This window comes from Shinella sp. WSC3-e, assembly GCF_945994535.1.
In the GTDB taxonomy this organism is placed as follows: Bacteria; Pseudomonadota; Alphaproteobacteria; order Rhizobiales; family Rhizobiaceae; genus Shinella; species Shinella yambaruensis.
Genome location: NZ_OZ000530.1, coordinates 4,481,423 through 4,498,434, shown reverse-complemented (window position 1 = coordinate 4,498,434; position 17,012 = coordinate 4,481,423). Strand labels below are relative to the sequence as shown.

26 protein-coding genes and 1 pseudogene are annotated in these 17,012 nt (G+C 61.4%); 20 read left to right on the top strand and 7 right to left on the bottom strand.

Translation table 11 applies throughout. From position 1 onward, the window contains the following. Positions 1 to 43: 43 nt before the first annotated feature. Positions 44 to 1,234: an MFS transporter gene (locus AABF56_RS22115; protein WP_272804343.1), complete on the bottom strand. Its 1,191-nt coding sequence runs from the start codon at positions 1,232 to 1,234 to the stop codon at positions 44 to 46. A 79-nt stretch (positions 1,235 to 1,313) separates the two neighbouring features. Here AABF56_RS22115 and AABF56_RS22110 point away from each other — a divergent pair, with 79 nt between their 5' ends. Then, complete coding sequence (locus AABF56_RS22110) at positions 1,314 to 2,333, top strand: AraC family transcriptional regulator (RefSeq protein ID WP_263193561.1); 1,020 nt, start codon at positions 1,314 to 1,316, stop codon at positions 2,331 to 2,333. 334 nt (positions 2,334 to 2,667) lie between these two features. Here the strand turns inward: AABF56_RS22110 and AABF56_RS22105 are convergent, their stop codons facing one another. From AABF56_RS22105 to AABF56_RS22080, 6 genes and pseudogenes are all read right to left on the bottom strand, one after another. Then, positions 2,668 to 3,468, bottom strand: coding sequence for a hypothetical protein (locus AABF56_RS22105; protein WP_338341900.1), 801 nt, complete (start codon positions 3,466 to 3,468; stop codon positions 2,668 to 2,670). Between the two features lie 55 nt (positions 3,469 to 3,523). Further along, positions 3,524 to 3,733, bottom strand: a complete 210-nt coding sequence (locus AABF56_RS22100; protein WP_338341899.1) for a helix-turn-helix domain-containing protein — start codon at positions 3,731 to 3,733, stop codon at positions 3,524 to 3,526. 2 nt (positions 3,734 to 3,735) lie between these two features. Continuing rightward, a complete protein-coding gene (locus AABF56_RS22095; RefSeq protein ID WP_338341898.1) occupies positions 3,736 to 4,002 on the bottom strand; it encodes a helix-turn-helix transcriptional regulator in 267 nt (88 codons plus the stop codon). Beyond that, positions 3,999 to 5,117 carry a tyrosine-type recombinase/integrase gene (locus AABF56_RS22090; RefSeq protein ID WP_338341897.1) on the bottom strand — a complete coding sequence of 373 codons (1,119 nt, stop codon included), beginning with the start codon at positions 5,115 to 5,117 and terminating at the stop codon, positions 3,999 to 4,001. Before AABF56_RS22090 ends, AABF56_RS22095 begins: the two co-directional genes overlap by 4 nt. A 47-nt stretch (positions 5,118 to 5,164) precedes the next feature. Beyond that, positions 5,165 to 5,230, bottom strand: a pseudogene (locus tag AABF56_RS22085) (helix-turn-helix domain-containing protein); the annotation flags it as partial. A 26-nt stretch (positions 5,231 to 5,256) separates the two neighbouring features. Next, positions 5,257 to 5,697 carry a helix-turn-helix domain-containing protein gene (locus AABF56_RS22080; protein ID WP_338341896.1) on the bottom strand — a complete coding sequence of 147 codons (441 nt, stop codon included), beginning with the start codon at positions 5,695 to 5,697 and terminating at the stop codon, positions 5,257 to 5,259. A 147-nt stretch (positions 5,698 to 5,844) separates the two neighbouring features. Here AABF56_RS22080 and AABF56_RS22075 point away from each other — a divergent pair, with 147 nt between their 5' ends. The 19 genes from AABF56_RS22075 to AABF56_RS21985 all read left to right on the top strand — a co-directional run bounded on the left by AABF56_RS22075 (position 5,845) and on the right by AABF56_RS21985 (position 16,909). Further along, positions 5,845 to 6,102, top strand: a complete 258-nt coding sequence (locus AABF56_RS22075) for a hypothetical protein (RefSeq protein ID WP_338341895.1) — start codon at positions 5,845 to 5,847, stop codon at positions 6,100 to 6,102. A gap of 213 nt (positions 6,103 to 6,315) precedes the next feature. Next, on the top strand, positions 6,316 to 6,747 hold the full coding sequence (locus tag AABF56_RS22070) for a RusA family crossover junction endodeoxyribonuclease (protein ID WP_338341894.1): 432 nt from the start codon (positions 6,316 to 6,318) through the stop codon (positions 6,745 to 6,747). After that, positions 6,744 to 6,932, top strand: coding sequence for a helix-turn-helix transcriptional regulator (locus AABF56_RS22065; RefSeq protein ID WP_338341893.1), 189 nt, complete (start codon positions 6,744 to 6,746; stop codon positions 6,930 to 6,932). The genes AABF56_RS22070 and AABF56_RS22065 overlap by 4 nt, the downstream gene beginning before the upstream one ends. Continuing rightward, positions 6,929 to 7,306, top strand: a complete 378-nt coding sequence (locus tag AABF56_RS22060; RefSeq protein WP_338341892.1) for a DUF6378 domain-containing protein — start codon at positions 6,929 to 6,931, stop codon at positions 7,304 to 7,306. Before AABF56_RS22065 ends, AABF56_RS22060 begins: the two co-directional genes overlap by 4 nt. A gap of 99 nt (positions 7,307 to 7,405) precedes the next feature. Continuing rightward, positions 7,406 to 7,663 carry a hypothetical protein gene (locus AABF56_RS22055; RefSeq protein WP_338341891.1) on the top strand — a complete coding sequence of 86 codons (258 nt, stop codon included), beginning with the start codon at positions 7,406 to 7,408 and terminating at the stop codon, positions 7,661 to 7,663. After that, positions 7,663 to 9,015, top strand: a complete 1,353-nt coding sequence (locus tag AABF56_RS22050; RefSeq protein ID WP_338341890.1) for an SNF2-related protein — start codon at positions 7,663 to 7,665, stop codon at positions 9,013 to 9,015. Before AABF56_RS22055 ends, AABF56_RS22050 begins: the two co-directional genes overlap by 1 nt. After that, positions 9,012 to 9,674 carry a hypothetical protein gene (locus AABF56_RS22045; RefSeq protein WP_338341889.1) on the top strand — a complete coding sequence of 221 codons (663 nt, stop codon included), beginning with the start codon at positions 9,012 to 9,014 and terminating at the stop codon, positions 9,672 to 9,674. The genes AABF56_RS22050 and AABF56_RS22045 overlap by 4 nt, the downstream gene beginning before the upstream one ends. Further along, positions 9,674 to 9,850 (top strand): hypothetical protein, encoded by a 177-nt coding sequence (locus AABF56_RS22040; protein WP_338341888.1) that lies wholly within the window; start codon positions 9,674 to 9,676, stop codon positions 9,848 to 9,850. The genes AABF56_RS22045 and AABF56_RS22040 overlap by 1 nt, the downstream gene beginning before the upstream one ends. Then, on the top strand, positions 9,843 to 11,132 hold the full coding sequence (locus AABF56_RS22035) for a DUF2800 domain-containing protein (RefSeq protein ID WP_338341887.1): 1,290 nt from the start codon (positions 9,843 to 9,845) through the stop codon (positions 11,130 to 11,132). The genes AABF56_RS22040 and AABF56_RS22035 overlap by 8 nt, the downstream gene beginning before the upstream one ends. A gap of 21 nt (positions 11,133 to 11,153) precedes the next feature. Continuing rightward, positions 11,154 to 11,780 (top strand): ssDNA-binding protein, encoded by a 627-nt coding sequence (locus AABF56_RS22030; RefSeq protein WP_338341886.1) that lies wholly within the window; start codon positions 11,154 to 11,156, stop codon positions 11,778 to 11,780. Between the two features lie 65 nt (positions 11,781 to 11,845). Continuing rightward, positions 11,846 to 12,343, top strand: a complete 498-nt coding sequence (locus AABF56_RS22025; RefSeq protein WP_338341885.1) for an NUMOD4 domain-containing protein — start codon at positions 11,846 to 11,848, stop codon at positions 12,341 to 12,343. Then, entirely contained in the window at positions 12,336 to 12,626 is a 291-nt protein-coding gene (locus AABF56_RS22020) for a DUF2312 domain-containing protein (protein ID WP_338341884.1), read from the top strand. The genes AABF56_RS22025 and AABF56_RS22020 overlap by 8 nt, the downstream gene beginning before the upstream one ends. Before the next feature lie 4 nt (positions 12,627 to 12,630). After that, on the top strand, positions 12,631 to 12,864 hold the full coding sequence (locus AABF56_RS22015) for a hypothetical protein (RefSeq protein ID WP_338341883.1): 234 nt from the start codon (positions 12,631 to 12,633) through the stop codon (positions 12,862 to 12,864). Beyond that, a complete protein-coding gene (locus AABF56_RS22010; RefSeq protein ID WP_338341882.1) occupies positions 12,861 to 13,082 on the top strand; it encodes a hypothetical protein in 222 nt (73 codons plus the stop codon). The genes AABF56_RS22015 and AABF56_RS22010 overlap by 4 nt, the downstream gene beginning before the upstream one ends. Continuing rightward, positions 13,079 to 13,402 carry a DUF7768 domain-containing protein gene (locus AABF56_RS22005; protein WP_338341881.1) on the top strand — a complete coding sequence of 108 codons (324 nt, stop codon included), beginning with the start codon at positions 13,079 to 13,081 and terminating at the stop codon, positions 13,400 to 13,402. Before AABF56_RS22010 ends, AABF56_RS22005 begins: the two co-directional genes overlap by 4 nt. Further along, a complete protein-coding gene (locus AABF56_RS22000; RefSeq protein ID WP_338341880.1) occupies positions 13,395 to 13,877 on the top strand; it encodes a hypothetical protein in 483 nt (160 codons plus the stop codon). Before AABF56_RS22005 ends, AABF56_RS22000 begins: the two co-directional genes overlap by 8 nt. A 33-nt stretch (positions 13,878 to 13,910) precedes the next feature. Continuing rightward, positions 13,911 to 14,171 carry a DNA-methyltransferase gene (locus AABF56_RS21995; protein WP_338341910.1) on the top strand — a complete coding sequence of 87 codons (261 nt, stop codon included), beginning with the start codon at positions 13,911 to 13,913 and terminating at the stop codon, positions 14,169 to 14,171. Further along, positions 14,168 to 16,372, top strand: coding sequence for a DNA polymerase (locus AABF56_RS21990; RefSeq protein ID WP_338341879.1), 2,205 nt, complete (start codon positions 14,168 to 14,170; stop codon positions 16,370 to 16,372). The genes AABF56_RS21995 and AABF56_RS21990 overlap by 4 nt, the downstream gene beginning before the upstream one ends. Positions 16,373 to 16,612: 240 nt before the next feature. Further along, positions 16,613 to 16,909, top strand: coding sequence for a hypothetical protein (locus tag AABF56_RS21985; protein WP_338341878.1), 297 nt, complete (start codon positions 16,613 to 16,615; stop codon positions 16,907 to 16,909). Positions 16,910 to 17,012 lie beyond the last annotated feature (103 nt).

The following is a 17,012-nucleotide window of genomic DNA, read 5'->3' as shown; positions in this document are numbered from 1 at the left end:
GAAATAGCGGGATGGCGGACGGTAACGCCGCCATCCTATGCGATCAGGCCGGCCGGGTGCGCACCGCCGAGACGATGGTGAGCGCGGCCAGCAGCAGCACGGCGCCGCTGGCGACGAAGACGCTCGTCACGCCGCTCGCATCGAACAGGGCCCCGCCGGCGGCGGCACCGGTGGCGATGGCGAAGTTGATGGCGGCGACGAAGAGGCCGCCGGCGCTTTCTGCCTCGTCCGGCACGGCGCGGGTGATCCAGGTCGACCAGGCGACCGGCACCGCGCCGAAGGCGAGGCCCCAGAGCGCGACCATGGCCGCATCGCCGGCAAGGCTGCCGCCGAAGAGGGAGAGCGAGAGGGCGAGCGCGCCCATCACCACCGGCATGATCGTCAGCGTGAAGCGCATGGAGCGCTCCAGCAGCACGGCGCCGAGATAATTGCCGAAGAAGGTGGCGATACCGAAGCCCAGCAAGACGGCCGAGAAGCCCTCGACACCGAGACCCGTCACCGTTTCAAGGAACGGCCGTATATAGGTGAAGAAGGCGAAATGGCCGGTGAAGACGAGCAGGATCGCGAACATCGCGAAACCCACGCCGGGCCGCGTCAGCACCTCGAAGAGCGTGCCGAAGCGCGAATGGCCGCGCGGCGGAAGCGAGGGCAGCGTCGCAAGCTGCACGACGAGCGCCAGCGCACCGAGCACGGCGGCGCCCAGAAAGACGTTCCGCCAGCCGACGATATCGCCGACATAGCTACCGACGGGCGCGGCGAAGACCGTGGCCGCCGACACGCCGAGGAACATGACCGACAGGGCCTTCGGCACATAGGCCTCCGGCACCAGCCGCATCATGGTCGCTGCCGAGAGCGTCCAGAAGCCGCCGAGCGCCATGCCGAGCAGCACGCGCCCAGCCAGAAGCATGGCGAGGTTCGACGCCATCGCCACCAGGAGGTTCGAGAAGATCAGAAGGACCGAAAGGCCGAGCAGCACGAGCCGCCGGTCGATCCTGCGGGTCACCACCGTGACCAGCAGGCTCGTCGCCAGCGCGACCGCCGCCGTCGCCGTCACCGCCTGGCCGGCCATGCCCTCGGAGATCCGAAGGTCCGCCGCCATCGGCGTCAGCAGGCTTGCGGGGAGGAATTCCGCGCCCACCAGCCCGAACACACCGAACGTCATCGATATCACGGCCCCCCAGGCCGGCCGCGCATCCGCTTCGCTCTGCGGCGCCGCGATTGTTGCATCCGTCATCTGCCATCCCTTTCCTGTTGCAGTGCGTGCTCCAAGAGGTGGGTTGAAATGCAAGACGCACAATGTCATTTTATCCGCAATGTTTGATCGATCGTCCGACTCCGCAAAAAACCTGCACGACCCCGTCAGCGAACTGCTGATGGGCATGCGCCTGCGCGGCGCGAGCTACGGCCGGCTCCAGCTCAGCCCGCCCTTCGGCATCCGCTTTCCGGCGGGGCCGGAAGCCCGCTTCCATTTCGTCGCCCGCGGCAAGGTCCTGCTGCGCGCGCCGGGCGAGGCCGGGCGCGAACTTTGCTGCGGCGATGCCGTGCTGCTGCCGCGCGGCGAGGTGCACGAGATCGTCACCGGACCGCATGTCCAGATCCGCGACTACGAGAGCTATACGCGAAAGCCGCTCTGCGCCGATGTGGCGGCGGTGGAGGCCTGCATCAAGACGGCGGACCCGGAAAACGACACGCTGATCTTCACCGGTCGCATGGAGTTCGAGCTCGACACGCTGCATCCGCTCGTCGGCCTCATGCCGCAGATCATGTCGGTCGGCGCGCTGATCGGACGCCAGCCCGAGCTGATGCCGCTGCTCGACGCGATGGAGCGGGAGATGGGAGAGGAGCGCGTCGGCTCGGCCGGCATCCTCGCACGCCTTGCCGACGTGGTCGCCGCCTCCATCGTGCGCGGCTGGGTGGAATGCGGCTGCGGCGATGCGACCGGCTGGATCGAGGCGCTGCGCGACCCGCGCCTCGGCCGCGTCATCGCCGCCCTCCACCGCGAGCCCGGCCGCAACTGGACGCTCGCCGACATGGCTGAGGAAATGGGCAGCTCCCGCTCGGTCTTCGCAAAACGCTTCGTCGAGGTGACGGGCGTGACGCCGCAGCGCTACGTGCTTGCCCTGCGCATGCGCCTTGCCGAACAATGGTTCCGCCGCGACAAGCTGTCGATCGACACCGCCGCCCGCCGCCTCGGCTTCGGCTCCCAGGCCGCCTTCGCCCGCGCCTTCAAACGCGTCGTCGGCGAACCGCCCGGCCAGACGCGCAGGAAGGCGGCGACGGGTGCGGAAAATGGAAAGAAAACGAGGAAGAATGGTGCTGCTAGAGAGATTTGAACTCTCGGCCTCTCCCTTACCAAGACTATTGTCGGTTTTCTGTAGGTTATTGTCCGGCAATATTTTTCTTGGTTTCTCAGGATCTCAACTCGCCTTCTGTCGGTCGATGTAGGTCACTTGTAGGTCGATTTCGATGCCCAATTTGGGCACTTGTGCTCAATGAGCGCGCAAGGACCAGTCCCTTTCGATTACGATGCGGCCCATGGAAATTGCTCTCTGGATCGCCAATTGACTATCTCGACGCGACATGCCGTTACGAACTGCTCGATCGCAGAGGGATGTCGCGGAAGTGTGGCCGCCCATAGCTTTTAGATGCGACACTACTTTCTCTATATCAGTGCGCAACCAGAACCTCCTTGTCACGGGCAAAGGTTTCGTCAAAGACTGAGAGGAGCGTCTGCGGCGGGACGTTTTCTGCGATAGTGCCTTGGTCGGGCGTGAACGCGCGGAGCCGCTCGTAGAAGAGTGCGTTTGCCGTGTGGCCGGCTGCGGTTCGCCTTTCCCTGTCACTGAAACGATCTAGGTCAAGACCGCTGCATTCGCCAAGCGGACGACCGTCGCACAGCCAGCGAGAAAGAATACCAGCCGCTCGCTTATTCGCCTCGTTGTCGATGGCAGCGTTAATATCCGCTTGCTGTTTCTCAAACTTTTCGGCCTGTTCCCGCCACTGCGCGCGCTGAACGTGAATTTCATATTCGCTGCGCGGTATGGAATGCTGTTTGCAGTATGCCGTTTTAACGTGTTCGTCGTATTCGCTGAGTGGTATCGAGTACTTATTGCAATACTCCTTTCGCTCTTTGTCCGCCCTCATCCACTCTCTCGCATACCTGTTTTTCTCGCGTTTCTGCTCAGCGTCGTATTTTTTAATTTTGCGAGCTTTTTCGGCTTTGTACTTAGCGCTGGCCTCGATCTTCAGAAGGCTCCGTTCTCTTCCGCGTGCGGCATTTATTAACGCAACCATGCCTGCGCGCATCAAATACCACTTCAGCTTTTCCGCGTGCTTTTCTTTGGCGACGTCAGCGAGGAAAAATCGCAAATACGTTTCGTACTGCTCCTCGCCTAGAATTGACGAGGGTGTGATTGACACAATATCCAGTATCTTTGCGTCGAACGTTTCTTTGATGCTCATAGCCATGTCTGGTTCCGTCCGTATTGTCGCCCTTTAAAACATACACAATTTTCACCGCAGACTATTTTGCGTGAAACGTTTTCGTGCTCTTGAGGGTCAGCGTTGGTGCCGCGGCGAGCAGCGCCGCGATCTCTGTTTTTCGGATCAGCGTGCGCCCGCCGACCTTGATAGCCGTAAGTTTGCCACGACGAATGAGGTTGTAGACGTGGCCGCGCGAAGAGCGCAGATACTCGGCTGTTTCTTTTATGCTCATGACCGGCGAGAGATCCACGGTCAATTCCTCGGCTCGGGTCGATTGGCTTGGATCCACACGCGAACATCTTCGACACGATAGCGTGGCCGCCCCTCTACCGTTGTAATTTTGGGGCCACGCCCCAGCTTAGCCCACTTCCTGAATGCCATCAGCGAAAAGCCAGAAAGCGCGACGAGTTGGTTTCGTGTCAACAACGCGTCGGGAGGCAATATCCGCAGATCCGGCACGGCGTTTTCACGTCGTATCCACCGACGATAGTCAGCTTCATCCGCATCGACTTTCTTCATTTTGGCACCTCATCGTAGCTGGTTGAGATCGAGTTCACGGCGGCCCGCAGGCGACCAGGGCAGTGTTTCGCGTAGACCTTCTCGACCATCGCCAGCGTGTTTCCGAGGATGCCGGCGATATGATAGAGCGGCACGCCTCGGCGCGCCATGTGGGTCGCTGCGGTGTGCCGGAAGGTGTGCGGCGAGATGCCGGTCCCTTTGATCGTCTCGCCGGTCGCCCGCGGCTGGCGCGGTGCCAGCCCGGCCTTCACGACGATCGCCTGGATGGCCTTCCATACCTGACTGTCGTGATCGAGTACGCGGTCGTTGATCCGTTCCTCGTGCATTCGCTTCAACTGCGGCAGCAGCGCGTCCGAGATCGGAACAGACGGCCGTCTCTTCTTCGTCTGCTTGCGGCTCGGATCCGTGAAATGGATGACGCGGGTTTCGAAGTCGACGCGGTCCCATGTCAGGTCGATGATCGCCTGCTTGCGCGCGCCGGTTTCGAGGGCGATCCACAGGAACCGCTCGCCGCGGTGCATGCGCTTTTCGCCCGGCCGGATCTGGCGCGCGGCGTCGAACAGCTTCTTGATCTCTTCCGTCGTCAGCCAGCGCTCGCGCGGGCCGCTCTCCTCGGGCAAGGCGAAGACCGGCAGGTCTTTCACGTCCAGCAGCCGGGAGCGGCCACGCTCGGCGCTGGCGTGCCAGTTGAGGCAGGCGCGCAGCGCGACGAGCTCCTTGCGCACCGTGGACGCCGAGGACGGCCGTCCGATGTCGCCTTCGACGCGCTTCTCTTCGTAGTCCTCGACGGTTGTCTGATCGATTTCGGATGGCGTCAGAGAGCCGAAATGCTGCTTCAGGTTCTTCCAGCAATAGCCGATCGTCTCGGGCGCGGCGGCGTTCTTCTGGACGTGCTTCTTGTCGTAGATCGTCCAGTATTCGTCGATCGTCAGTTCGGTGACCGATCCGTCTTCTTTCCGCTCCGGCCCATACCTTTCTTTGAGCCACATGCCAAGGCGATAGCGCGCTTCCTCTTCTTCGCGAGTAGCCAAGCTTTCGCGCCGGCTACGTCGACCCTCGCTGAAGTGGACGTAGTAGCGGCCGTTTGCGTGTTTTTTGATTTTCGGTTCTGCCATACGTATGCCTCCAAATCCGACATTTCAATCAAAACTGGCCGGCCGCGCACATAGGGCAGTTCACCGCCCATCCTCAGCCGTTTGATCTTTGAGCGACTGCAACGCAGGATCACGGCCGCCTCTTCTTCGGTCAGGAGCTTCACGGCACGTCCTTTTTCAACGGTCGATCTGCTTCCAGCAACTGCGCCACTTCGAGCGCCGTGCGCAACGTCACTAACCGGTTGACACGCAACCAGGCAGTATCGGGCGACCCCGGACTGACGCGAATATCAAGCTCGGGATGATCAGCATCGATCGCGCTCTCGGTGTGGTTCGGCAGCAACTCTTGCGGGGAGACGCCGACGGCGTCGGCCAAAGCCTGAAGACTTTTCGGCGTGGGCATGGACTGTCCCCGTATATACATCGAAATGCTATCGCGGGGCAGGCCGGCACGTCGGCCAAGCTCACTCTGGTTCCATCCGCGATCGAGCATCAGCCTCTGCAAGCGTCGGCCAAACTGCTGTTTCGTGAGATGTTTGGGCGTCAGACGTGAAGGCGTCGCGGCGTCATCTGGGAGGTGCGTTCGGACATCTCTGGGCATAAGCGGGCCTTCATTAGAACTAGGGATAGGCATGTTGTATGTCGCTAGCTAACGGGTGTCAAGGACAAAATGTCCATATTTTGTAGGTTGACACCGGACAAAATATCCGACATTTTAATCAAAACTGACCTACACCAGCAGGCAACCATGATCACCGCAACATTCGACGCAGGCACTTTTCTCGTTGATCACTTTCGGACGCCGACCGCGGTTCTGGCGGCCGCAAAACAGCGGAATGTGCGCGTTCCCGAGTACGACACCGTTCGGAAATGGTTCAATCGCGCCGCTATTCCGTCGGAATGGCTTCCCGTCCTTCTGATGTTCCGCGAGATGGAAACCGGTGATCCCGTTCGGATTTCGACATACATGCAAGTGGAGGGGCGCGAAATTGACATCTTTTCCTGACAAACATTCACGACATATGACCAATAGCCTTCACATGTATTGGAGGCTGTCGTTCGCAGCACGCCGACAGGTACTCACAGATTGCGAGCGCGAGGAGATTTATGACGAGGCCGAAGTCCTTGCGGACTATAGCGACTGGCCGCGCCTGAAGGCCGTCATCGCGAACAACTCCGCGCTGGTCAAAGCCGCCCCGATCTGTCTGGCCCCGATCGCATGATCGAGATCGTTTTGTTGGGCGCTCCACGCGGAAAGGAGCGCCCGCGCCTGACGAAGTCGGGTGTGGTCTACACGCCGGAAAAGACCCGCGACTACGAGGCCGCGCTGAAATATGCGGCCAAGGAAGCCATGGGAGATCGGCCCCCGCTGGAAGGGCCGTTGGAAATGAGCATGAAGGTCGTCGTGCCGATCGCCACCTCGTGGCCGAAGAAGCGCCAGGCCGCCGCCCTCGCCGGCACGGAATTGCCGACGAAGAAACCGGACCTCGACAACTTCATGAAGACCATCGACGCCTGCAATCTGATCGTGTGGGTGGATGACAGCCAGATCGTCAAGACCGTGATCGAAAAGCGGTACGGCGACAAGCCGGGCATGTGGATCAGCGTTCGGCCTTATTTCGACAAACCGACAGAAGGAATTTTCGGGTGACGCAAGAACAAGATCGCTTCATCGACATCAGTGAGGTGTGCCGACTGGTCGGCCTCCAGCGCAGCAAACTTTATCAGATGATCCGAGCCGACGCGCTGCCGAAGCCTATCAAGCTCGGCGGGGCGTCTCGGTGGTCGCTCATCGAAATCAACGCATGGATGTCCGCGAGGAGAGAAAGCAAATGACAAAACGCCCTACGCCCACCCCCGCGCCGGAACTGCGATCGGCGGCCGTGCCCGACATCAAGGCGACAATCCTTGGCGAGGCCGGCAAGATCGTGAACGGCGCTCGGCGCGGAGCCTACGGCACGCCCGAAAACAATTTCGAGCGGATCGCCCGGTTCTGGAACGCCTATCTGGTGAATGTCGGCATCCTGCCGCCGGACGTTCTCGGCGACCCGGAAGCCAAGAACGGCATCACCGCGGCAGACGTATCGCCCATGATGCGCCTCATGAAAGAGGCTCGCCTGTGCGAGACACCCGATCACTACGACAGCTTCGTCGACATCGTCGGCTACACACTGACCGGCGCGGAAGTGAACGGCGTGAAATCGGCCTGACGGCCCTTGACTTTTCGTCCGGCGTGTATGGAATAACGAACGACACGCCGGACATCACTACCAAACTGACATCGCTTTCATCGCTAACAGGATCGACCCATGCCAGACGACCGGCAAGAACTCTACGACCGCGCCATGGTGCAGATGCACGTCGATGGCATGAAGATCGTAGATGAAATCCCGAAAGGATACGCAAAACTCGACAGCTTCGTCGCTGTGACCGAGAAAGGCGTTAAGGCGAATTGGCGCGGGCGAGAAGTGTGGCTGCCGAAGCGCAGTGTCGCTCAGATACGCAACAGGCGTGAATTCTACGCGCCTTATCCGCTCCTCGCGGCTGTCATGCGAGAGCAGCGTTGATGCGCTATTCTCCGTTCCCTCATCAGATAGAAGGCGCGACGTTCCTCTCTGGAAAAGAGCGTGCTTTGCTCGCGTCAGAGCCAAGAGTTGGAAAAACGGGCAGCGCCATCATGGCGGCCGACTTCAATCTCGAAGGCTCGATCCTCGTCATCACCACCGCATCGGGCCGGCCCGTGTGGCGGCGTGCCTTCGGTGATTGGTCGCCCTTCGGCCGCTCCGTGCAGGTTATCGCCAAGGACAGCGACAAGCTGAAGGCCGACGTGGCGATCGTCGGGTGGGGCAGCATCACGAACCCGAAAATCCGGTCCATGCTGCTATCCCGCAAATGGGACCGGATCATCTCCGACGAAGATCATTTCGCGAAGACATTCGAGGCCGCCAGGACGCGCGCCCTCTACGGCGAGCCGCACGAAGGCGGGTTGATGCTCAACACGAGCACCGCCCTGTCGCACGCCGCGAACGGCCGTGTGTGGTGCCTTTCCGGCACGCCGCAGCCCCATAATCCCGGCGACTGGTATCCGCGCCTGCGGGCGCTGAAGCCGGGCTGCTTGCGGGCGCACGACGGCATGCCCGACGTCACGGCCTACGAAGACTTCATGAAGCGCTACACGATCCGGCGTCCGAAGAAGATCAGCCAGTGGCGCAAGATCATGGTCGTCATGGGCGGGCAGAACCTCGCCGAGCTCCGCCACCGGATCGGCGATTTCATGCTCCGCCGCACGCAGCAGGACGTCGGCATCCGCGCGCCAATCTACGAGACCTTGCCGCTGGCGGTCTCCCCGTCGATGCGCCGGGAAGTCGAGGGCAACCTTGAAGCTGCCGCGGTGCTCGCCGCCGCAGAGGCCGGCGACACCCGTGCGCTCGAAATGCACCTCGGCCCGCTGCGCCGCCTGACGGGCGAGATCAAGGCAAGGGCCGTCGTTCAGGCCGTCAAAGACGAGTTTGACTGCGGGCTCGACAAGATCGTGCTGGCCTACTGGCACCGGGACGTCGGGCAGATCCTGAAAGACGGCCTTTCGACGTATGGCGTTGTCGGCGTTGACGGCTCGACGTCAGCCAGCAAACGCGAAGAACATGTCGCCCGGTTCAGCGCGCCCGACGGGCCGCGCGTCTTCCTGGCGCAGATCGAAGCGGCCGGCGAGGCCATCGATCTCAGCACGTCCGCGAACCTCTGGTTCGTCGAGACGGCCTTTTCACCGAAGTCGATGAAGCAAATGTCGCTTCGGATCACGAACCACATGCAGGCGCGCCAAGCCTTCGTCCGCGTCGCTGTGTTGGAAGGAAGTATCGACGAAGCACTTCAGCAGATCCTCATGAGACTGTGGACTGCCATCCGAGAGGTAATAGCATGACCGTGAAAATCGAAATCTTCGGCGAGAATGCCAGTCAGACGCTTGAGGAGCTTCGCGACCTGTCGCGCGGTCTCGTTTCGAGCGAGACGCCTCCCGCCGAAATCAAACGCGGCGATTTCGTCGAGGCGAACGTGAACCTTTCGACCGGCGACGTTCAGGTCGAAAAGACGACGCCGCAGGCGGTCGAGGCCAAGCGTGAGCGCGGCAAGCCTGCGCCGGGCCGTGCCCGCCGCACCAAGGAGGAGATCGCCGAGGACGAAGCCGCAGACAAGGCCGACGCGGCGGGCTCCAGCGCATTCGGCATCCAGTCCGGCGGCGAGCGCGTCAATCCGGAAGAGGCCGCGCAGGACGCCGCCGACGAAGCGGCCGAGGACGCCGCAAACCGCGACGCCGCGAAGCCGCTCACGCTCGACGACGTGAAGAACGCCGTCGGTCTCTATGTCGAGAAATTCGGCAAGGGCGACTTCGAGAAGGGCCGCCAGATCGCCTCCGAAGACGGTCCCGGTCTCTTCGTCGACGTGCTCGGCCCGCCGCCGGCCGGCGAACCGTTCTGGAAGTTCTCGATCCTGCCGTCCGATCAGGACAAGATCGCCGCCATGGTCAAGGCGTGGACCGACGCCGCGAACTCCGGCACGCGCTACCAGCGCAAGGGGGCGTGATGGCGCACACGACCCGCAAAACCGAAGAGTTCCTGACCGACGAGGAAAACTTCCGCATCGACGTCGAGGGCAATCTGACGACCGAGGATAAAATTCTCGTGTTCAAGGAAGACATGCCGGACTTCCTCGCGTGGGTGTCGCGGGAGTTCCAGAATGCGATGGCTGTAGATGGTTGAGCACTCAGCCCGCGATCACGCCCAATGGTCGGCCAGCGCAACGGAGCGGAACTGGAACTGCCCCGGCGCGCTGGCCCTGACCGACGGCCTGCCCGAGACGACGAACGAGGCCGCCGATTGGGGCACCGCCGCGCACCAGATTGCCGAGAAGTGCCTGCGCCAGGGCGTGCAGGCAGACAGCTTCATCGGCGAGACGGAGAAGGGGAAGAAGCACTCCTTCGAGGTCGACGAGGAGATGGCCGACACTGCGCAGCAGTACGTCAGCTACGTCCGTGAAGTCGTTGTTGCTGCCGCCCCGCCGAAGACGAACCCGGCTGATCTGCTGCATATCGAGCAGAAGTTCAGCCTGGCTTCCCTGAACCCGCCTTTCGAGGCGGGCGGCACAGCCGACGCCGTGATCTACAAGCCCCTGACCGAAGAACTGGAGGTCGTCGACCTCAAGGGCGGGCGCGGGCATGTCGTCGAGGCGATCGGCAACCCGCAGCTTCGCACCTACGCCCTCGGCGCGATGCTGGCGAACAAGGGGCTCAAGGTGAAGACGATCAAGGTCACGATCGTTCAGCCGCGCGCCCCGCACAAGGACGGCCGTATCCGCTCCGAGAGCTTCCATGTGGTCGATCTCATGGAGTGGACGACGGACCTGCTGGCGGCCATGCTCCGTACCGCGGATGCAATGTCCGACTTCGAGAACGTCGACCACCCAGGCTTCGGCCTTTCGCGGGCTCGGTGGAACGCGGAGTACCTGTCAGCTGGTCCACACTGCAAATTCTGCCGTGCCGCCGGGTTCTGCCCGGCACTGGAGCAGAAGGCGCTCGACGCGGCCGGTGTCTGGTTTGACGACCTCGACCAGCCTCGCATCTCCAACGCGCCGGACAGCATGGATCCGGCGGAGTTGGCGAAGCGGCTCGACATGCTGGACATGATCGGGGAGTGGATCAACGCCGTTCGGGCCTATGCGCATGCGCAGGCCGAGATCGGCGTCGAGATCCCCGGCTACCAGCTTGTCGAGAAGATCGGCCACCGCAAATGGAAGGCCGACGTCGATATCCAGAACGTCATCGACGTGCTGGAAAACGCCGGAAAAGACCGCGATCTCGCCTACGCGCCGGCAAAACCCGCTTCGCCCGCGCAGGTCGAAAAGGCACTCGGCGCGAAGCACAAGGCCGACATCGCCGACCTGATCGAGCGGTCCGTCACCGGCACGAACCTCGTCGCCGCAAACAAGACGTCGCGTCCGGCAGCAACGCCGGCCGTGAACAAGCACTTCGACATTCTCGATTAACGCCATCGAAAGGAAAACATCATGGCACGCAGTGAAGACCTGAAGACCCCGGAATGCACGATCGCCTTCGCGCACAACCTGTTCGAACCGCAGGAGCGCGACAACGGCAAGAAGCAGTTCGGCTGCTCCCTGCTGTTCAAGAAGGGCACCGACATCTCCGCCCTCCAGAAGCTCGCGCTGGACGCGGCGGTCGCCGAATGGGGCGACAAGGCCATCCAGTGGATCAAGGACGAGGTCATCAAAAACCCCTTCCTCGACGGCGACGGCAAGCAGGCCGTTTCCAAGAAGACCGGCGAGCGCCACGCCGGGTTTGCCGGCCACACCTTCATCCGCTGCATCTCCGGCGAGGACTACAAGCCGAAGGTGTTCGATCGCAAGCGCAACCCCGTCATGGATAAGTCCGACGTCCCGTCCGGCTCGAAGGGCTTCGCCGTGATCAACGCCTTCACCTGGGAGAACAAGGAAAACGGCAAGGGTATCTCGTTCGGCATCTCCATGGTGCAGATCACGAAGAAGGCTGAAGGCGAGGAGGTGCTCGGCGGTGCCGGCGGTCCGGACCCGGACAAGTTCTTCGAGAAGATCGAAGACGAGGGCGATGCGCCCGCCAGCACGAAGAGCGGCGACGGCGCGGCCGGCCTTTTTGGCTAGGAAACTGTCTGATTTGACGACTGACATGGCCGGACATTCCGGCCATGTCAGAGGGGAGATTTGCTATGGAAGTTTGGAAGACAATACCGGGTTTTGAGCGATACCAAGCCAGTTCACTCGGGCGTGTTCGCAACGGCGAAACCTACCACATTCTGAAGCAGAAGAACTTGAAAGACGGTTATCTCGGCCTTTGTCTTCGCCCGATGCCTGGAATGAAGGTGAGCAAGAAAGTTCACCAGTTGGTAGCATTGGCTTTCTTCGGAAAAGCTCCGTTTCTCGGCGCTATTGTTGCGCACAAAGACGGAAGCCGAACGCTTAATGTACCGGACAATCTCTATTGGACGACGCAAAAGCAAAACCACGCCGACAGAGAGTTTCACGGCAGAACGGCTCGGGGATCAAAGAACGGCGCTACTGAACTGACCGAAACGCATGTCGCGGCTATTAAGCGAATGCTTCGCCGCGGTGCCACGCAAAAGGATATCGCTCGGGTATTTTCAGTGTGCCCGGCAACGATATCGAACATCAACACCGGCAAATATTGGAGACATGTAAATGGCTAATACATCCGACGGCAAAGAGCGCCCGAACGACACGACGCACAAAGTCGCCGCAGACCAGCTGCGCGCCTTCATCGAGCGCATCGAGCGCTTGGAGGAAGAAAAGAAGACCATCGCCGACGACATCAAGGATGTCTACGGCGAGGCCAAGGGAACCGGCTTCGATACGGCCATCCTCCGCAAGGTCATCCAGATCCGCAAGCAGGACCGGGATGCCCGTAAAGAGCAGATGGCGATCCTCGACACCTATCTCGACGCGCTCGGGATGGGCGGGATCTTCGGGTGAAACCATGGAGCGGTTCCACCTGATCGACGAAGCGGCGGCCATTCTGGTCAGCAAGGGCGTCTACCGCCAGGCCAAGGTCTATCAGCGCGGCGGCGCGCTCTATGCGGGCTACGGCTCGGGTTTCATCCGGTTATACCGGAACGGCACCAGCATGCCGAACGTCCGTTGCGAAGACGTGGACACGCCCGGCTGGCATCAGTCGTTCGACGTCCACGGCAAACTGAGCGTGCATCAATGACCCCGCTCGACGACGCGATACTGGAGGCCGCCCGCAGCGGCCTCCAAGGCTTCACGCTCTTTTCGACACAGGACGGCCGATGGCAGGCCAGCACGACGCGAGATCGCCAGTCGTGGTCGGTCCATATCGCCGCCGATCCCGTGTCCGCGATGCGAGCGGCGCTCGGCACGTCGGCCGCGGCTGAAAAGACGACCGACAAAGGAGACATTTTCGCATGAGACTTGTGATTTTAGAAAGTCCCTACGCTGGCGATGTTGAAGCTAACGTCGCCTACGCCCGACGCTGCGTTCGCGACAGTTTAATGCGCGGCGAAGCACCCATTGCTTCTCACCTACTGTACACGCAACCAGGAATTTTGGACGACAGCGTAACTCAAGAGCGCCAACAGGGCATCGATGCTGGTCTTGCCTGGCGGCACGTCGCAGAAGCAAGCGTCGTCTATACCGACAGAGGCGTCAGTCGCGGTATGGAGTATGGCATTGCTGTCGCGGAAGCTGCTGGCCTGCCTGTCGAATACAGGAGCCTCGCAGATGATTGACGTCCGGCTAGGCGACTGTATCAATATTTTACGTACCCTCCCCGCACGGAGCGTCGACCTCATCCTGTGCGATTTACCTTACGGGACGACAGCGTGCGCGTGGGACGCCATCATCCCTTTTGACCAACTGTGGCGAGAATACTGGCGCGTCATAAAGCCCAACGCCCCGGTTGTACTGACGGCAGCGCAACCATTTACCACGGCGTTGATAGCGTCCCAATTGGAGTTCTTCAAATACTGCTGGATCTGGAAGAAATCTCGCCCAAGCGGCTTCGCGCAGGCGCGCAACATGCCTCTAAAAGACTACGAAGACGTGTGCGTCTTCAGTCAAGGAGTGACAGTTCACGCCTCGCAGTCGTCGCGCCGAATGCCATACAATCCGCAAGGTCTCGTGCAGTTCGATCAGCCAAAAGTGTACGAAAAGAAAAGCTACAGCGATAGTTCATTCGCTAAACGCCCTTCACATGGCAGGTAAGAACAGAAGGAAGGTAACTTCCCGCGTCAAGTCCTGGAGTTCGCTTCGGAAAGTGGGACGGTCCACCCTACGCAAAAACCAGTAGGGCTTATGGAGTATATGATCCGCACCTACACGGATGAAGGCGACGTGGTGCTAGATAACACTATGGGATCAGGAACAACAGGCGTCGCGTGCATTAATACAGGCCGTTCTTTCATCGGCATTGAAAGGGACGAGAAGTATTTCGAGATCGCCAAACGCCGCCTTGGCCTGTCTGAAATGACGGCTGACAAAGGAGGGATTTTCGGATGAAGGTATCGGCCGACTTCGAGACCCGCAGCCCCGTCGATCTGAAGAAGCACGGAGCCTATGTCTACTTCGAGCACCCGCAGACCGAAGTGCTCATGTGTGCCTACCGGATCGACGACGGGCCGCTGCAACTGTGGACCTACGACCAGCCCGCGCCGGCCGATCTGTGCCGCGCGATAGAGGCGGGCGCGGCGATCCATGCATGGAACGCCAACTTCGAGGCCCTTGGCTTCGACCTGCTGGCCGACCGTCACGGCTGGCCGCGCCCCAAGATCGAGCAGTACGTAGACACGATGGCCGCAGCTGCGGCCATGTCGCTGCCGCGGGCGCTCGGCGACGCCGCGCAGGCGCTCGGGCTGGAAATCCAGAAGGACAAGGAGGGCACCCGCCTCATTCGCAAGTTCTCCGTCCCGAAGCGCGACGGCACCTTCAACGACCCGAAGGATCACCCGGAGGACTGGCAGAAGTTCTGCGACTACTGCCGGCGCGACGTCGAGGTCGAAGAGGCCATCGCTCGCCGTATCGTGCCGCTCTCCGACGCGGAACAGCGGCTCTGGACGCTGAACCTGAAGATCAACCGGCGCGGTATCCGCATCGACCGTCAGTCCGCACAGTCGGCCCTCGCCATCGCCGAGAAGGCCAAGAAGCTGCTGGACCGCGAAATGCGGGTCGTCACGGGCGGCTATGTGCCGGCGTGCTCGCAGCCCGGCAAGCTCGTCGAGTGGGTTCAGGCGCAGGGCGTTGACCTGTCGTCGGCAGGCAAGGCCGACATCGTCGACCTGCTGGCCTTCGATGACGTGCCGCAACAGGTCCGCAAGGCGCTCGAAATCCGCCAGGAGGCCGCCAAGACGAGCGTTTCCAAGCTGAACGCCATGTTGGCTATGGCGAACGACGATGGCCGTGTGCGCGGGACGTCGAGCTACCACGCCGCCGGCACGGGCCGCTTCCAAAGCCAGGGCGTTAACTTCAACAACATGCCGCGCCCCCGCCGGGAGTTCGAAGAGGCCCATCCGCGCCTGTCCGTCCTATTCGATGCTTTCCGCCGCGAGGATCCGGACTGGCTGAAATTCCTGTATGGCGACCAGCTTGGCCGCCCCCTGCATCTGATATCCGACGCCATCCGTGGCTTCGTGTGGGCAGGGCCGGGCAAGGAATTCATCCAGGCCGACTATTCCGGCATCGAAGGCGCGGTCATCGCCTGGCTCTCCGGCGAGGACTGGAAGCTGAAGGCGATGTTCGACATCATCAACGATCCGTCCATTCCGGACCTCTACCGGCAGACGGCCGCCTCGATCCTGAACCTGCCGCTCGAAGTCGTCACGAAGAAGCATTGGGCGCGCCAGAGCGTCGGCAAGGTCTCGGAACTGGCCTGCGGTTTCCAAGGATCTGTGGCGGCCTTCCTCGCGATGGCGAGGAATTACAACGTCAACCTTGACGCGCTCTACCCGGCCATTTGGGAGAACGCCGACGAGGAAATGCGCGGAAAGGCAGTCAAGCGCTACGAGGCTAGCCTGAAGCGCAAGGAGCAAACGGCATTGATGTTGTCCCGCGAAGCGTGGCTGGCCTGTTGGGTCATCGTTCAGGGCTGGCGCGCTGCCAATCCGAAGATCCGTCAATCTTGGTACGATCTGGAGGACGCCATCCGCTCGGCCATCCAGAACCCCGGCACGGTCGCGCAGGCCGCCCGGACGAAATACCTCGTCGCCAAGGGTTTCCTGTGGGCGCAACTGCCGTCCGGCCGCTGCCTCGCCTATGGCTCGCCGCGCCTGAAGGATCAGGTGTGGGCGAAGCGCAAGATCGACGGGGAATGGGCCGACGCCGAGGTCATGGAGCGCGAAGTTGCCGAGGCGCTGGAGCGCAAGGGCGAATGCCAGATACAGGGCGCCACGAAGCAGAAGGTGACGGCGCTCGGCGTCAATTCGGTGACGAAGAAATGGGAGCGCTTCGCCCTCTATGGCGGCCTTGCGCAGGAGAACAACACGCAGGGCACGGCGCGCGATCTGCTCGTGAACGGTATGTGGAAGGCAGAAGGAGCGGGCTATTCGGTCGTGGCGACCGTCTACGACGAGATCCTGGCCGAGGTCGATCGAGGCTTCGGCGACGTCAGGGAATTCGAGCGACTGATCTGCGAACTGCCGGCATGGGCCGACGGCCTGCCGCTGACGGCCGGCGGCTGGCGCGGGAAGCGCTACCGGAAAGAGTGATAGCTGCGATAAAAAGCGCCGCCTAAGCGGCTAGGTGCCGTCGCGCACGGAGGCGACGGGAGGGAGATGGAGTTTTCGGACGACGCACGGTAAAAGGAGCGGCCGGGCCGGTCGTATCGCTCAAGACTGTCGAACCAGCGAATTGCAGGCGGAAAGGGCGATAGTCGGCTTCTTTTTCGGGTGGATATAGACTCCCAATTAAACAGGCAGCAAGATCACAACCTCAACGGAGGGTTTGTCATGCTGGCATTCAACAAGAAGTTCAAAGACACGACCATCAACTTGGACGGTGGAACGTTCGAAAGCTGTACCTTCGAGAACTGCCTTTTACTTTTTTCCGGGCTCATGCCACCGACACTGAAAAACAATTCCTTCGCCGGCTGCCAATGGGAATTTGCCGGACCGGCAGAGAATACCCTGAGGTTCCTGACCGCACTCCACTCCGGCGGAGGACGAGAGCTTGTTGAAAAAACGCTTGAGAATATCAAGAGCGGAGCGATTGGGCGCCGCCGCGATGATCCGGTTATCCTGAATTAACATTGAAACTCCGATGATCTGATTGAGTTATGAGGTCGTCAAACCGACAGGCGGCCGAGAGACCCGGTTGAGCGATAGGGCGCTCGGCCGGGTCTTTTGGTGC

Coding starts and splice junctions, on each gene's coding strand:
- AABF56_RS22050 (WP_338341890.1), top strand. CDS start 7,663: ATGCGCTATTCTCCGTTCCCTCATCAGATAGAAGGCGCGACGTTCCTC.
- AABF56_RS22000 (WP_338341880.1), top strand. CDS start 13,395: ATGATTGACGTCCGGCTAGGCGACTGTATCAATATTTTACGTACCCTC.
- AABF56_RS22060 (WP_338341892.1), top strand. CDS start 6,929: ATGACAAAACGCCCTACGCCCACCCCCGCGCCGGAACTGCGATCGGCG.
- AABF56_RS22070 (WP_338341894.1), top strand. CDS start 6,316: ATGATCGAGATCGTTTTGTTGGGCGCTCCACGCGGAAAGGAGCGCCCG.
- AABF56_RS22090 (WP_338341897.1), bottom strand. CDS start 5,117: ATGGCAGAACCGAAAATCAAAAAACACGCAAACGGCCGCTACTACGTC.
- AABF56_RS22110 (WP_263193561.1), top strand. CDS start 1,314: ATGTTTGATCGATCGTCCGACTCCGCAAAAAACCTGCACGACCCCGTC.
- AABF56_RS22080 (WP_338341896.1), bottom strand. CDS start 5,697: ATGCCCAGAGATGTCCGAACGCACCTCCCAGATGACGCCGCGACGCCT.
- AABF56_RS22015 (WP_338341883.1), top strand. CDS start 12,631: ATGGAGCGGTTCCACCTGATCGACGAAGCGGCGGCCATTCTGGTCAGC.
- AABF56_RS22005 (WP_338341881.1), top strand. CDS start 13,079: ATGAGACTTGTGATTTTAGAAAGTCCCTACGCTGGCGATGTTGAAGCT.
- AABF56_RS22095 (WP_338341898.1), bottom strand. CDS start 4,002: ATGAAGAAAGTCGATGCGGATGAAGCTGACTATCGTCGGTGGATACGA.
- AABF56_RS22040 (WP_338341888.1), top strand. CDS start 9,674: ATGGCGCACACGACCCGCAAAACCGAAGAGTTCCTGACCGACGAGGAA.
- AABF56_RS21985 (WP_338341878.1), top strand. CDS start 16,613: ATGCTGGCATTCAACAAGAAGTTCAAAGACACGACCATCAACTTGGAC.
- AABF56_RS22030 (WP_338341886.1), top strand. CDS start 11,154: ATGGCACGCAGTGAAGACCTGAAGACCCCGGAATGCACGATCGCCTTC.
- AABF56_RS22035 (WP_338341887.1), top strand. CDS start 9,843: ATGGTTGAGCACTCAGCCCGCGATCACGCCCAATGGTCGGCCAGCGCA.
- AABF56_RS22105 (WP_338341900.1), bottom strand. CDS start 3,468: ATGGCTATGAGCATCAAAGAAACGTTCGACGCAAAGATACTGGATATT.
- AABF56_RS21990 (WP_338341879.1), top strand. CDS start 14,168: ATGAAGGTATCGGCCGACTTCGAGACCCGCAGCCCCGTCGATCTGAAG.
- AABF56_RS22025 (WP_338341885.1), top strand. CDS start 11,846: ATGGAAGTTTGGAAGACAATACCGGGTTTTGAGCGATACCAAGCCAGT.
- AABF56_RS22010 (WP_338341882.1), top strand. CDS start 12,861: ATGACCCCGCTCGACGACGCGATACTGGAGGCCGCCCGCAGCGGCCTC.
- AABF56_RS22045 (WP_338341889.1), top strand. CDS start 9,012: ATGACCGTGAAAATCGAAATCTTCGGCGAGAATGCCAGTCAGACGCTT.
- AABF56_RS22115 (WP_272804343.1), bottom strand. CDS start 1,234: ATGACGGATGCAACAATCGCGGCGCCGCAGAGCGAAGCGGATGCGCGG.
- AABF56_RS22075 (WP_338341895.1), top strand. CDS start 5,845: ATGATCACCGCAACATTCGACGCAGGCACTTTTCTCGTTGATCACTTT.
- AABF56_RS22055 (WP_338341891.1), top strand. CDS start 7,406: ATGCCAGACGACCGGCAAGAACTCTACGACCGCGCCATGGTGCAGATG.
- AABF56_RS22020 (WP_338341884.1), top strand. CDS start 12,336: ATGGCTAATACATCCGACGGCAAAGAGCGCCCGAACGACACGACGCAC.